Below are 13525 nucleotides of genomic sequence, written 5' to 3'. Positions count from 1 at the left end.
GCCACGTAATTGATCCTGCCCGCCAAGCCGTAGGCCTTGGCAGGCAGCTGCAAAAGCGACGGCAGACATGGGCAAGACGATCAGCGCGTGTGAGGCGCACAGTGATTTTGCGCACGATGCCGTTTCGATCAGGGACTGGCTGGGGAGGGCTTTATCGCCGGCTCCTTGTACGGCTCGATGCATCCACTCAGAAATCCGCTTTCGAGGATCCGTACCATGTCGATCAATGACCGGCTCACACAGCATTTGAAACGGGGCAGCGTCGGTTTTCCGACCGCGCTGGCCAGCACCATCGGCCTGATCATGGCCAGCCCGGTGATTCTCACCGCGACCATGGGCTTCGGCATCGGCGGCAGCGCGTTCGCGGTGGCCATGCTGATCGCGGTGGTGATGATGCTGGCCCAGGCGACCACCTTTGCCGAAGCCGCCTCAATCCTGCCGACCACCGGCTCGGTCTACGACTACATCAACTGCGGCATGGGCCGTTTCTTTGCCATTACCGGCACCTTGTCGGCGTACCTGATCGTGCATGTGTTTGCCGGGACGGCGGAGACGATTCTGTCCGGGGTCATGGCCCTGGTGAACTTCGAGCACCTCAACACCCTGGCGGAGTCTGCCGGCGGTTCGTGGTTGCTGGGGGTGGGGTTTGTGGTGGTATTCGGCATTCTGAATGCCTTTGGCGTCAGCGCCTTTGGCAGGGCTGAGATCATCCTGACCTTCGGCATGTGGACCACGCTGATGGTGTTTGGCGTGATGGGCCTGATCGCGGCGCCGGCGGTGCAGCTCGAGGGTTGGTTCGGCGTGTCGCTGGTGGGCACCGACCTGATCACCATTCTGTCGCTGGTGGGCATGGCGATGTTCATGTTCGTCGGCTGCGAGTTCGTCACGCCGCTGGCGCCGGACCTGCGCAATTCGGCGAAGGTGATGCCCAAGGCGATGATTTTCGGCTTGTTGAGCGTGGCCACCTGCATGTTCATCTACGGCGCCGCGATGAAGCGCCAGGTGGAAAACGTACTGCTGGATGCCGCCACCGGCGTGCACTTGTTGGACACGCCCATGGCGATTCCACGCTTTGCCGAGCAGGTCATGGGGGATATTGGCCCGTTGTGGCTGGGCCTTGGCTTTCTGTTCGCCGGCGCCGCCACCATCAACACGCTGATGGCGGGTGTGCCACGGATTCTCTACGGCATGGCGGTGGATGGCGCGCTGCCCAAGGTGTTCACTTACTTGCATCCGCGCTTCAAGACGCCGCTGTTGTGCATCCTGGTGGCGATGCTGATTCCGTGCCTGTATGCGCTGTGGCTGGGCGGCAACACCGACAACATCATGCACCTGGTGCTGGCCGCCGTGTGTGCGTGGAGTTTTTCCTACCTGCTGGTGACGCTGTCGGTGGTTATCCTGCGTATTCGTCGTCCTGACCTGCCACGGGCTTATCGGTCGCCGTTGTTCCCGTTGCCGCAGATTCTTTCCAGTGTCGGCATCTTGCTGGGCATGTGGTTCATCACCCCGCCGGGCATGAACCCGGCGGATATTTATGTGCCTTTCGGGGTAATGCTCGGGATCACCGCGGCCTACGCGTTGTTCTGGACATTGGTGGTGCAGAAGGTCAATCCATTCAAGCCCGCTTCGGTCGAAGAAGTGCTGGCCAAGGAGTTTTCTCATGAGCCTGGTAACGTTCACAACGCTTATCTCGAGCAGGCTGCAAAAGCTGTCTGAGCTGTTCAGTGCCCAACGGGCGCCGGCCGGTTACCGGCCGGGGGTCACGCTTGAATATGTTAGGCGTAACCTCGGGCTGGCGAGTTTCGCCTCGACCGGGCCGGCCCGTGCAGCGTTTCGCTTGGACGATACCGGCCTGCAGGTGGACGTTGTCGAACGCACCGAATCGCAACTGCTGATGCACCTGGTCATGACCGAATTCATGCTCACGGTGCCCGCCACAGAGCAGGGCAGTGCACGCTTTGAGCTGCACCACCGCGGGTCGATTCGACGCACGGGGCTGGCGTGTCGGCAACGCTCGGGAGAGCCGGCTCTACTCGCCAGGTTCGAGGCGGCTTTGAACGACGACCTCAGCCTGCATCAAGCGCTGATGGGGCTCGACTTCAAGCGACTGCACATCGCGTTGAGCGGGCATCAATGGCAGGTGCGGCTGGAACACATCGGCGGCAGCGAGGTGGTCAACCGCATGCCGGTGTTTCGTCGCTACATTCCTTTGAGTGACGCTCAACGGGCAGGGTTGTTGACTGTTTTGGCGGGCTTGCAGCGGGTATTGGGCGCCGTCTGATCGGGATACTTGGCATCATTAGTGCTTCCACAGTCGCTATCACGGACTTGTTGCGCCCATATAGATAACATGTTAACTATTGGCCAACAAAAACAAGAAGCCATTGTGGAGATGCCATGAGCACTTATCAGTCTGCGCACTATGGGTTGGAAACCTGGACTCGGGACCTGCGAGCGGCCTGCGGCCATTTCGACACGGAACTGGCCTTCAACCGTTCGCTGTTCATCGGTGAAGTGTCCAAGCACTCCCGGGGCGGCCTGTCACTGGCCAACCTGCGGACCAATGCCGGGCTGATCAAGCGCGAGCGACCCAACGCCGATCACGATATGGACCAACATTGTTTCCTCGTCAGTCAGCGCAGCGGCTATTGCCAGATCACCCAGAACGACCAGGTCATCCAGTTGGCCCCCGGCGATATGTTGCTGATGGACTCCACGGGCTCGATCGAGATCAGCCCGTTCGGCCTTATCGAACATGCGTCCTTGGCACTCTCACGCCACGAAGTGTGCAAGCAACTGGGTGGTGCACCGAAAACCTTCGGCAAGATCTCTTCGACCAAAGCCTGCGGCCGCATGCTCCATGTGTTGATGGACCAACTGTGCCGAGAAGGCCTGGAGGGGCAGGACTCGATTGAAGAGGCCGAGGCACTGCAAGCGGCGTTTGTCTCCTTGCTCGGGTCAGCCTTTGAATTGCACGACGCGCCGGGCGACTGCGCGGCGTCGTTGCAGGGCAGTAACCTGCGCAGCTACGTACAGAAAGTCATCGACGAATCGCTGACCCAGCCCGGCTTGAGCCCGGTGGGCCTGGCCAATCGTTTGAACATCTCGGTGCGGCATTTGTACCGTTTGTTTGAAGAGCAGGACGACAGCGTCTGCCGCTACATCCAGCGTGCCCGGCTAAAACGCAGCGCGGATGATCTGACCAACCCCTTCCTCAAACGTGAGTCGATCACCTCGATCGCCTACAAATGGGGCTTCACCGATTCCGCGCACTTCAGCCGCTCGTTCAAGAAGCAATTCGACCTGTCGCCCAAGGACTTTCGGTCTACCCACCTGCAGCAAACGGTCGGGGCGGCGTAGGTTCGCATCGATCAATGAAACCGCTCACCCTGTCGGCCCATAACATTTGTACCGTGGCGGTCGAACACTTTGCCGATCACGGCTACGACGCCTCCTCGCTGAGCGCAATCGCAGAGAGGGCCGGCATGCGCAAGGCGTCGCTGTATGCGCACTTTGTCAGCAAGGATGCGCTGTTTCAGAAGGTCTTCGAGATTGCCTTGGCCCATGAGCACTCGTACATCGCGCAATGCTTCAAGGAGGAAGCCGGATACACCGGCGTGCCGGGGCAGTTGCACCTTGAACGGTTGAGCGGGCGTTATGAAGGGTCGGCGCACCTGCGCTTCCTGTTGCGCACGGCGTACTTTCCGCCGACGGACATTCGCGGCGTCATCACCGCAGGATTCGAGGGTTACCTGGCGCGCATTCGCGATGACTTTCAGCGTGCAGCGCAAGGTCGGTACAGCACAGTGCAACCCGAGGCGCTTGAGGTGTTTTGCGACGCCTACCTGGGTATCGTCGACAGCCTGCATGTGGAGCTGATCTACTCGACGCCCCAGGGTTACGTCAAACGGCTTGCGGCCTTGTCGCGGGTGTTGAGTGATTCACTGTCGATGCTCTAATGGGGGGACAGTTCTTCAGCGGATACACCCCGATCAAAATGTGGGAGGGAGCTTGCTCCCGCCGGGCCGCGAAGCGGCCCCAGCTCTTTGCTCGAAAAAACCGGGACTGCTGCGCAGTCCAACGGGAGCAAGCTCCCTCGCCACAGGTACAGTGTTTGCCCTTAATTGACTGGCATTAGGGCAAGCCTCCTCCCACAGTTGATCCGGTTTACAGCCCGCCATCCACCAGACGGGTCTGCCGGGTGATGCAGACCATTACTGTCGATGCTTGAAAGGGCCGAGCGTTATTCAGCTGATACACCGCTATCAACAGGTGGGAGGGTGCTTGCTCCCGATGAGGGCGTGTCAGTGGGTGCATCCGGTGATTGACCCACTGCCATCGGGGGCAAGCTCTAATGCCAGTCAGTTAAGACGTAGAAAGGGTAAAAAATAACCTGTGGCGAGGGAGCTTGCTCCCGTTGGGCCGCGAAGCGGCCCCAGCTCTTTGCTCGAAAAAACCGGGACTGCTGCGCAGTCCAACGGGAGCAAGCTCCCTCGCCACAGGTACAGTGTTTGCCCTTAACTGACTGGTATTAGGGCAATCCCTCTCCCACAGTTGATCCGGTTTACAGCCCGATAGAGGTCACTTCACCTCAGGCAAAGTCGACCCGCCATCTACCACGATGGTCTGCCCGGTGATGTAGGCCGCCAGGTCGGACGCCAGGAACAACATGGCCCCGGCAATATCTTCCGGAGCACCGAGCCGTCCCAGGGGCACGCGGGTGGCGATGTCGGCATTGACCTGGTTGTCGCCCAGGTTATCCATGGCCGGCGTGGCAATCATCCCGGGCTCCACGCCGTTGACGCGCACCTGGTAGGCGGCCAGCTCCAGCGCCGCATTGCGGATAAAACCGGTCACCCCGGCCTTTGACGCCGCGTAGTGGCTGAGCCCTGGGTAGGCAACCCGTGGCCCGGTGACCGACGACGTGACCAGCACACAGCCGCCGCCCTGGCGTTGAAACATGGGCAAGGCGGCCTGGGTCAACCAGAACAGGGCCGAGAGGTTGACCGCCAACGTGCGCTCAAGAATCGCCGGGGTGATCTGTGCGAATGGCGTCAACGGAAAGTAGCCGGCGTTGTGCACCAGGATATCCAGGCGGCCCCAGCTGCGTTCGATTCCCTTCACCCATTCGAGTACCGCCGCCGCATCGGCCAGGTCAACCTCGATGGCCGCGACCTGGCACGCTCGCGCCGTCAGGTCGTCGGCCAGCGCCTGGGCTTGCGCCAACTGAAGGTCGGCAATCATCACGCGCGCGCCGCGCACAGCAAACGCCTCGACGATGGCCCGGCCGATGCCCTGCGCGCCACCAGTGACCAGCACGGTTTTGCCGCTGAAATTCAAGTCGTCAGGCATGTGCGCGCTCCATATGGGCATAGGCCAGTGTCGGCACATCGACGATGCTCGAACCGCCGTCGGCGACCACGCTGGCCCCGGTGATGATCGAGGCATCGCGGCTGGCCAGGAAGCGACAGACCTTGGCGATTTCTTCGGCGCTGGCGGGGCGTCGTAACGGAACGTCGGCGCATACGCGGGCATAGGCTTGCGGCAGTGTGTCCCCATAAAAGCTCATCAGCGGATGCATTTCTTCGTCGGCCATCGGCGTAGTGACCCAGCCTGGGCACACCGCGTTCACGCGCACGCCGCGTGGGCCGTAATCCCGCGCCAGGGAGCGATTGAGCCCGAGCAACGCGTGCTTGGCGGTGGTGTAGCCGCACACTTCGGGACCGGCGGCCAGGGAGGCGATGGAGCCGAGCAACACGATAGTGCCGGCGCATTCGATCAGCAGCGGCAGGCAGGCGCGGGCGCTGTAGAACGCACTGTCCAGGTTGCTGCGTAAGGCCGCCTCCCAGGTGGGAGGGCTGGTCTGGGTGGCGCTGCCCACACCATGCCCACCGGCGCAGGCCAGCAGCACATCCAGGCGGCCGTAGCGCTCACGGATCTGTGCGACGAAGCCTTCCCAGCTGTCCGGACAAGCTGCGTCGCCGACCAGGACTAGGCCGCCGGTGTCCCCGGCCACTTGCTCCAGAGGCTCGTGGCGCCGGCCGATCAGCACCAGGTTGGCGCCCTCGGCGGCGTAGAGCCGGGCGCAGGCGGCACCGATGCCCGTGCCGGCCCCGGTGATCACAACGGTACGTGGATCAGGCATCGGGATACTCCGTGCGGTTGAGCACTTGGCAGTAGGAGCTGACCGGAAAGTTCGACAGCTCATCGAAGGCCGCGCCGGCATAGCCGAAGATCTTGCCGTCGCTGCGGTGCTGTTGCAGGTCGATCAGGACCAGACCGAGGGTGGGGATGATCTTTTCGCGCCAGACGAACAGGTACAACTGATCGGCAATCTTGTAGTAGTGACAGCGGTCGGTGTCGCACAAGCCTTGTTCCACACCCTTGAGGCATTGCCAGGCATAGAACTGATCGTTCAGGTAGATGTGTTCGTAGACTTCGCTGGGGCTGTAGCGATACAGGTTGCGCAAGCCGGTCAGTTCCTGAGTGGGCGCGTGGGGGCATTGGCCGGGCTGCCAGGGTTGGTCCAGGCTGCCATGCAGGAAGTCCACGTCCACCGAGGTCAGGGCCTTGCCGGCCAGGGCACGGCTGTAAAGGCCTTCCTCGGTTTGTTCGCGCTTGGGCATGCGGCCGATCACGGCGGTAAAGGACGACGTGGTGGTGTCCAGCACCAGGCTGATCGACCAGGCCTGACCGGCCTCGTGCTTGATGAAGTCGACCAAGTACAGGCCCGGGCGTACCGAGGTGGCGCGGTATGCGGCCGACCCGCTGGAGTGACCGTCGGCGGCATGCCAGTGCAACGCCTCGGTGTCAAAGCGATGCTCGATCTGCCAACCGTTGGCGAAGTGCAGGTGGAAGGTCTTGCCGTTGAGGTCGGCAAGGTTGGGCAGGATAAACGCGTCGGGCGCGAAACCGTCGGCGAGGGCGCCTACGGTGATCCAGTCGGATTGGGTGGTCATGGCATGGCTCCGGTTGATGGAATGGACATCCCGGATCATGCGGCGGGCGAGGAGGCTCGCCTATCAACCGAAAGGTTGAGGCGGCTTAAAGAAACAGTGCGGCGACCAGCTCGGTGCGGCTGCTCACGCCCGTCTTGCGAAACAGGTGGATCAGGTGGGTCTTGATGGTCGGCAGGCCGACGCCGAGCTCCAGTGCCAATTGCTTGTTGCTTGCACCTTGACGCAATAACCAGGCGATCTGGCGCTCTTTGGGCGTAAGCCCGGCCAGCGCATCGTCGCAGGGCTGCATATTGGCCACGGCCATCTGCAGCAACGCCTGCAACGCGTTGAGCTGAGTCAATTGGTCGGCGGTAAACACCCCTTGTTCGGCGGTGCGCAGCAAGGAGATGGCCGCCTGCGGCTGGTCGGCGCGATGGGCGACGATCTCCACCACATCGACCACGCCGTAACGCTGCAGGAAGTTTCGGTAACGGTGGCTGTCACGCGGCGGCTGGCGTGCCATGGCGAAACCCAGGGGCACCACCGTCAACCCGCTGGACAGGCAATTGCGCGGTTGCAACGGGTCGAATTGGCGGTAGTTGTCCAGATAGTCGCGGTGCATTTCACGGCTCATGCCGTGCAGCCGGAAGTCGCACGCTTGCAGTTGGCGGTCGACACAATAGAACGCCGCCTGGCTGACGGGGACGAGCTGGGTAAAAGCCTGCAGGCAATGGCCGGCAACTTCCTGAGCGGGGAGGGCGTGCATGGTCAGTCACCTGCGCCGGAGAAAACGCTGCTGGCCGAAGCCAGCAGGCGAAAGCGATCAGACTACCGCGAAATAATGCTTCACAAAACTCTCGCTCACCACCTCCCACAATACCGGCGTGCCCTTGGTCACAAACCAGCTGTCGCCGGCCTTGTAGCGGGTGGTCTGGCCGGTGCTTTCGTCGGTCAACAGCACCTCGCCGGTGACCACCGTGGCTTGCTCGGCGAACGGGTAGACCATCCGGAATTTGCCTTGGGTGGTGCCGAAATAGGCGCTGCTGACGGGGTCGGTCGGTGCGCCGAAGGTCATTTTGCCAAAGGCGTTGACTTCACCTTCGAGGATCTCGGAGCCCAGGTCGGCAACGGTGCCCCAGGCATCGAGGTCCGACAGTTGGGTATCTTTTTTCAGGGTCGTAACGGGCATGGCAGTTCTCCTGTGAATGAAACAGCGGGGCTTAACGGCGACCGTTGAAATAGCCCGAGAGTTGGTGAAGGCTTTTGCCGGCCGTGAGCAGCAGTGGGCGGATATGATCCTTGCCGAGGATCTGTGCATGCTTGACCGAGCTGATCAGGTCGTAGCGCGAAGAGCCTTCGCTCATGCCTTCGGCCAAGACCTTGCAGATGATGTGGCTGGGCGTAACCCCAAAACCTGCGTAACCCTGCACGTAGAAGGCGTTGGGGCGCCCGCTCAGCGTGCCGATCTGCGGGAACAGGTTGGCCCCGGTCGCCATCGGCCCACCCCACGCCAGGTCGATTTTGACGTCCTTCAGGTACGGGAAAATCTTCAGCATCAGGTTGCGGTTCCAGGCTTTGAGGTCCAGCGGGATGTGCTCGACAAACGGCGTGGCGGCACCGAACAGCAGACGGTTCTCGTTGGTGACGCGGTAGTAGTCGATGACCGGCCGAATATCGCTGTAGGCACCGCGGATCGGGCTGATGCGGTGGATCATCTCGTCCGACAGCGGTTCGGTCATCAGCTGGAAGGCGTAGGTGTTGACGGTGGTTTTGTGCAGTTCAGGTTCCAGTTTGTTGAGGAAACTGTCGCAGGCCCACAGCAGCTTGGCGGCTTTGACTGACCCTCGGCCGGTGCGCACGGTGATGCGCTCGCCGTAGCTGACCTCCAGGGCGGGGCTGTGCTCGAAGATGCGCACGCCGTGACCGGCCAGCGCCTTGGCTTCGCCCAGCAGCAGGTTCAGCGAGTGCACGTGCCCGCCGCCCATGTGCAGCAACGCGCTGGTGTAGGCGTCGGAGCCGATGATCTGCTTGACCTCGGACCCGGCCATAAAACGGATTTCGTCCTTGGTGTTGATCGACTGGAAGTCCTTCTCCCAGGCGCGCAGGGTTTTTTCCTGGCGGGCATTGAAGCCCATGTAGCCATAGCCGTGGCAGAAGTCGGCATCGATTGCGTATTTGGCGATACGGTCCTTGATGATGCCGGCGCCCAGCTCGCTGATTTCAAAGATCTGACGCAGGCCCTCGTCGCCCACCTGGTTCTTGATTTTTTCCAGGTCATGGCCGATCCCCGCCATGATCTGCCCGCCGTTGCGGCCCGTACCGCCGAAGCCCAGGTAGCGCGCCTCGAGTACCACGATGTTAGTGATGCCTTTTTCCGCAAGTTCCAGTGCGGTATTGATGCCCGAGAAACCGCCGCCAATCACGACCACATCGGCTTCCACGTCCTGCTCGAGCGTGGGAAAGCTGAGGTTGTATTTCTTGGTTGCCGAATAGTAGGTAGGCGTTTCGATATTGATCATGGCGCAGCCTGGAAAAGTGAAGGGATCTCGCTGCAGAGCCGACAAACAGCTCTGTGCCTGTTGGGGTGTATTAAGTGCCTTCCGAGCGGTAGGTGTCTTGATTCTGTGTGCCGCCGGCCTTGATCGTGGCTGCCAATATCAACGATGAATCCGGCCGGGCATTAAAGCGGCACACGCCAATCGGCGGCCGGTGTTAGAGTGTTGTTAATCTGTTAACTAATTACGACGTCTCCCTTTATGTCCAAACCGCGCCAATCCTTGACCCTTACTTTGCTCCAGGCGCGTGAAGCCGCCATGGGGTTTTTCCGGCCTTCGCTCAATCAACACGGACTGACCGAGCAGCAGTGGCGGGTCATTCGTATCTTGAGCCAGCACGAGGAGCTTGAGATCAATCGCCTGGCCGAGCTGGCGTGCATCCTCAAGCCGAGCATGACCGGTGTGCTGGTGCGCATGGAAGCGGCGGGCATGGTTGAGCGGCGCAAGGCGCAACAGGATCAACGGCGTGTGCTGGTGCGGCTGGCCGAGAAGGGGCAAGCGTGTTTCGATTCGATGAGCCAGAGCATGGAGGCCAATTACCAGCGTTTGCAGGCGGACTTTGGCGAAGAGAAGCTGCAGACTTTGCTGGTATTGCTCAACGAGCTTAAAGGCCTCAAGCGCTAGTTAAGCGTGGATGTAAACCGATCCAAATGTGGGAGGGGGCTTGCTCCCGATGGCGGCCTGGCAGCCGACCTGGATGTTGGATCAGACGGAGTACATATCCGTTATTTAGGTAGCGGCTGCTATGGGTTCCGCCCTTACGGCGGGTCACTTTTGGAAGAGCGCCAAAAGTAACCAAAAACGCTTCGCCCCAACACTCGGCACCTCGCCTAGGCTCGGTGTGCCCTCACTCCGGCTTGAATCCGTGGGCCGCCGCCACGCGCCATCCATGGCGCGGGGCGGCTAACCCGGCGTCCTGCCGGGTTGCCCACGGATTCAAGCCTGCGTTCGGCCAGCGTGTTTGACGGGGCGCCTGAGATCAAGATCAAAAGCTGGATCACAAGCAGATCACAAGCAGATCACAAGCAGATCAAAAGCCGGCGCCTGCACTGTCAGTAGATAGCGCCAGCGGAGCTGGTGGGTGCCGATGAACCCTTGAACGCCGCCGCCAGGGTTTGTAGCCCGCGCATCAGCACTGTGGTGTCCACGCCCACCGCGACAAACGCCGCTCCCAGTTCGATGTAGCGCCGAGCCAGTGTCGGGTCGGCGCTGAGAATACCGGCGGCTTTGCCGGCGCTGCGGATGCGCGCAATGGCGTCTTCGATTGCCGTCTGCACCTGCGGATGAGCCGGGTTGCCGCGATGGCCCATCGAGGCGCTCAGGTCCGCCGGCCCGATAAATACGCCGTCGACCCCCTCCACGGCGGCAATCGCGTCGAGGTTGGCCAGGCCTTCGCGGCTTTCGATCTGTACCAGCAGGCATATCTGCTCATCGGCGTGGTCGAGGTAACCGGGAATGCTGTTCCAGCGCGACGCCCTGGCCAGTGCGCTGCCGACGCCCCGAACCCCGTTGGGCGGGTAGTGGATGGCATTCACCAGTTGCCGCGCTTGCTCTGCGTTTTCCACCATGGGCACCAGCAGTGTTTGCACGCCGATATCCAGCACTTGCTTGATCAGTGCGGTGTCGCCGACGACCGGGCGAATCACCGGATGGCTGGGGTAGGGCGCCACGGCCTGGAGCTGGCCGAGCATGCCGCGCAGGTCGTTGGGCGCATGTTCGCCGTCGATCAGCAGCCAGTCGAACCCGGCGTTGGCGGCCAGCTCGGCGCAGTAGGCATCGGACAAGCCCAGCCACAGGCCGATCTGGGTTTCACCGCTGCGCAGGCGCTGTTTGAAGGTGTTGACAGGCATATCCATCGAGCGATCTCCGGTTAGACGAATCGGCAGGCGATGGAGCCCAGCATGTCGTAATCGACATGGAAGGTATCGCCTGGGTTGGCCGCGACAGGGCGGGTGAAAGAGCCGCCCAGGATGATTTGCCCGGGTTGCAGGGTCACGTCATAGGCCGCCAGTTTGTTCGCCAGCCAGGCCACGCCTTTGGCCGGGTGATTGAGCACGGCGGCCGAGACGCCGGATTCCTCGATCACGCCATTGCGGTAGAGCACGGCGGGCACCTTGCGCAGGTCGATCCCGGTGGGGCGCACGGCACGCCCGCCCATGACCACGCCGGCGTTGGCGGCGTTGTCGGAGATGGTGTCGAACACCTTGCGGGTCGCCTTGGTGTGCGGGTCGACTTGCTGGATGCGCGCGTCGATGATCTCCAGCGCCGGGATCACCCATTCGGTGGCGTCCAGTACATCAAACACCGTCACGTTCGGGCCTTTGAGCGGTTTTCCGAGGATGAACGCCAGCTCCACCTCGACGCGCGGCACGATAAAGCGTTCGAACGGGATGTCGGTGCCTTCATCGAAGAACATGTCGTCGAGCAGCGCGCCGTAATCCGGCTCGGTGATGTTGGACGAAACCTGCATGGCGCGGGAGGTCAGGCCGATTTTATGCCCGACCAGCTTGCGCCCATCCTTGATTTTCTGCGCTACCCAGGCGCGTTGAATGGCATAGGCGTCTTCGATAGTGATTTCTGGGTGATCCAGGGAAAACTGACGCACCTGCTCGCGTGAGCGTTCAGCCTGGTCGAGGCGGGCGGCGGCTTGCTGAATGAGGTGTTGATCAAGCATGGCAAGGGTACTCTTACTGAGGGTTGACGATGGCCGCCTGGGTGCGCAGCACCAGCAAGCCACCGAGTGCAATGAGCAGCGCCAGCACGTAAAGCGCCAGGCTGGCGCTCTGGGTGGTGTCGCGCATCCAGCCGATCAAGTACGGCGCAAAGAACGAGGCGATGCTGCCGAAGGAACTGATCAAGGCGATGCCGGCGGCTTGGGTGTGGTTGGACAGGAACGCCGGCGGCAACTGCCAGAACATCGGCAACGCCGCGCTGGCACCCATGCCGGCGATGATCAGGCCGCCCAGCACCAGGGCCGGGTTGGCGGGGGCGAGCCCGGCGATGGCAATACCGGCCGCCGACATCAGCAAGGGCACGCACAGGTGCCAGCGGCGTTCGCGGTGGCGGTCGGACGATCGTCCGCAGCCGAGCATGAAGAAACAACCGGCCAAGTAGGGCAACGCACTGAGCAGCCCGACCTTGCCGTCACTGCCGATGCCGGCGCCATGGATCAGTGTCGGCATCCAGAACGCCAGGGTGTTGACCGCCAGCATTACCGCGAAATACACCGCCACCAGCAGCCACACTTGCGGGTTACGGAGAATGGCCGAGAACGAGGTGATGGATTTGCGGTGTTCTTCCTGGTGCAGCTGCTCGCGCAGTTGTTGCTTTTGCACGGGCGTCAGCCACTTCACCGTTTCGAAGCTGTCCGGCAGACACTTGAGCACCACCAGCCCAAGCAGAATCACGGGGGCGCCTTCAATGACAAACATCCATTGCCAGCCGCGCAAACCGCCCAGGTCATGAAAGTGTTCCAGGATGCCGCCGGAGAGCGGCCCGCCGATGACCCCGGCCATCGGCACGGCGATGGCAAACAGGGCGGTGACTTGCGCGCGCCGACCGGCCGGGTACCAACGGTTCAAAAATACCAGGATGCCTGGGAAGAAACCGGCCTCGGCCACACCGAGCAAAAAGCGCAGCACATAGAAGCCCATGGCGCTGTCGATCAGGAACATGCACGTCGACAACGCCCCCCACACCACCATCAACGCGGCAATCCAGCGACGGGGGCCCACGCGGTCCAGCGCGATGTTGCTGGGCACGCCAAACAGCGCGTAGGCCACGAAGAACAGGCCGGCGCCGAAGCCGTAGACGGTGTCGCTGAAGTTGAGGTCGGCGCTCATCTGCATCTTGGCGAAGCCGATGTTGATGCGGTCGAGGTGGGCAAAGAGGTAGCAGATCAGCAGCAGCGGCATCAGCCGCCAAGTCACGGTGCTGTGGGTTTGGTCACGGACGTCGGTGCCGAGGGTGTCGGCGGTATTGGCTGAGCTCATGGTTTTATACTTTTTGTCTGAGAGGCCGATGGAACGAGCG

Annotated in this window: 14 protein-coding genes; 5 read left to right on the top strand and 9 right to left on the bottom strand. The window is 61.8% G+C overall.

What is annotated here, in order from left to right; translation table 11 throughout:
- Positions 1–216: 216 nt before the first annotated feature.
- The 4 genes from K7431_RS02440 to K7431_RS02425 all read left to right on the top strand — a co-directional run bounded on the left by K7431_RS02440 (position 217) and on the right by K7431_RS02425 (position 3959).
- A complete protein-coding gene (locus K7431_RS02440; RefSeq protein WP_012724449.1) occupies positions 217–1716 on the top strand; it encodes an APC family permease in 1500 nt (499 codons plus the stop codon).
- A complete protein-coding gene (locus tag K7431_RS02435; RefSeq protein WP_012724448.1) occupies positions 1661–2281 on the top strand; it encodes a DUF3156 family protein in 621 nt (206 codons plus the stop codon). The genes K7431_RS02440 and K7431_RS02435 overlap by 56 nt, the downstream gene beginning before the upstream one ends.
- Before the next feature lie 116 nt (positions 2282–2397).
- Positions 2398–3360 carry a transcriptional regulator FeaR gene (gene feaR / locus K7431_RS02430; RefSeq protein ID WP_012724447.1) on the top strand — a complete coding sequence of 321 codons (963 nt, stop codon included), beginning with the start codon at positions 2398–2400 and terminating at the stop codon, positions 3358–3360.
- A 14-nt stretch (positions 3361–3374) separates the two neighbouring features.
- Positions 3375–3959, top strand: a complete 585-nt coding sequence (locus tag K7431_RS02425; protein WP_012724446.1) for a TetR/AcrR family transcriptional regulator — start codon at positions 3375–3377, stop codon at positions 3957–3959.
- Positions 3960–4581: 622 nt separating this feature from the next.
- Here K7431_RS02425 and K7431_RS02420 read toward each other — a convergent pair.
- The 6 genes from K7431_RS02420 to K7431_RS02395 form a co-directional block, all read right to left on the bottom strand.
- The gene (locus K7431_RS02420; RefSeq protein ID WP_043205395.1) at positions 4582–5352 is read right to left on the bottom strand and encodes an SDR family oxidoreductase; all 771 of its coding nucleotides are present in this window, start codon (positions 5350–5352) and stop codon (positions 4582–4584) included.
- A complete protein-coding gene (locus tag K7431_RS02415; RefSeq protein ID WP_012724444.1) occupies positions 5345–6145 on the bottom strand; it encodes an SDR family NAD(P)-dependent oxidoreductase in 801 nt (266 codons plus the stop codon). Before K7431_RS02415 ends, K7431_RS02420 begins: the two co-directional genes overlap by 8 nt.
- A complete protein-coding gene (locus K7431_RS02410; RefSeq protein WP_043205393.1) occupies positions 6138–6959 on the bottom strand; it encodes a molybdenum cofactor biosynthesis F family protein in 822 nt (273 codons plus the stop codon). Before K7431_RS02410 ends, K7431_RS02415 begins: the two co-directional genes overlap by 8 nt.
- 85 nt (positions 6960–7044) lie before the next feature.
- Positions 7045–7704, bottom strand: a complete 660-nt coding sequence (locus tag K7431_RS02405; RefSeq protein ID WP_012724442.1) for a helix-turn-helix transcriptional regulator — start codon at positions 7702–7704, stop codon at positions 7045–7047.
- Between the two features lie 57 nt (positions 7705–7761).
- The gene (locus tag K7431_RS02400) at positions 7762–8127 is read right to left on the bottom strand and encodes a cupin domain-containing protein (protein ID WP_012724441.1); all 366 of its coding nucleotides are present in this window, start codon (positions 8125–8127) and stop codon (positions 7762–7764) included.
- Positions 8128–8158: 31 nt separating this feature from the next.
- Positions 8159–9457: an NAD(P)/FAD-dependent oxidoreductase gene (locus K7431_RS02395; protein WP_012724440.1), complete on the bottom strand. Its 1299-nt coding sequence runs from the start codon at positions 9455–9457 to the stop codon at positions 8159–8161.
- Positions 9458–9694: 237 nt separating this feature from the next.
- Here K7431_RS02395 and hpaR point away from each other — a divergent pair, with 237 nt between their 5' ends.
- Positions 9695–10117, top strand: coding sequence for a homoprotocatechuate degradation operon regulator HpaR (gene hpaR, locus K7431_RS02390; RefSeq protein ID WP_012724439.1), 423 nt, complete (start codon positions 9695–9697; stop codon positions 10115–10117).
- 428 nt (positions 10118–10545) lie between these two features.
- On the opposite strand, the gene hpaI is transcribed toward hpaR, so the two are convergent.
- Genes hpaI through K7431_RS02375 form a run of 3 tightly spaced genes read right to left on the bottom strand, consistent with a single transcriptional unit; the run spans position 10546 to position 13485 of the window.
- The gene (gene hpaI, locus K7431_RS02385) at positions 10546–11349 is read right to left on the bottom strand and encodes a 4-hydroxy-2-oxoheptanedioate aldolase (protein ID WP_012724438.1); all 804 of its coding nucleotides are present in this window, start codon (positions 11347–11349) and stop codon (positions 10546–10548) included.
- Between the two features lie 14 nt (positions 11350–11363).
- Complete coding sequence (gene hpaH, locus K7431_RS02380) at positions 11364–12167, bottom strand: 2-oxo-hept-4-ene-1,7-dioate hydratase (protein ID WP_012724437.1); 804 nt, start codon at positions 12165–12167, stop codon at positions 11364–11366.
- Between the two features lie 13 nt (positions 12168–12180).
- Entirely contained in the window at positions 12181–13485 is a 1305-nt protein-coding gene (locus K7431_RS02375; protein WP_012724436.1) for an MFS transporter, read from the bottom strand.
- Positions 13486–13525: the final 40 nt, after the last annotated feature.

The sequence above is a fragment of the Pseudomonas fluorescens group sp. genome, from assembly GCF_020093335.1.
GTDB classification, from domain to species: domain Bacteria; phylum Pseudomonadota; class Gammaproteobacteria; order Pseudomonadales; family Pseudomonadaceae; genus Aquipseudomonas; species Aquipseudomonas petroselini.
This window is presented reverse-complemented; position numbering and strand designations above follow the sequence as displayed.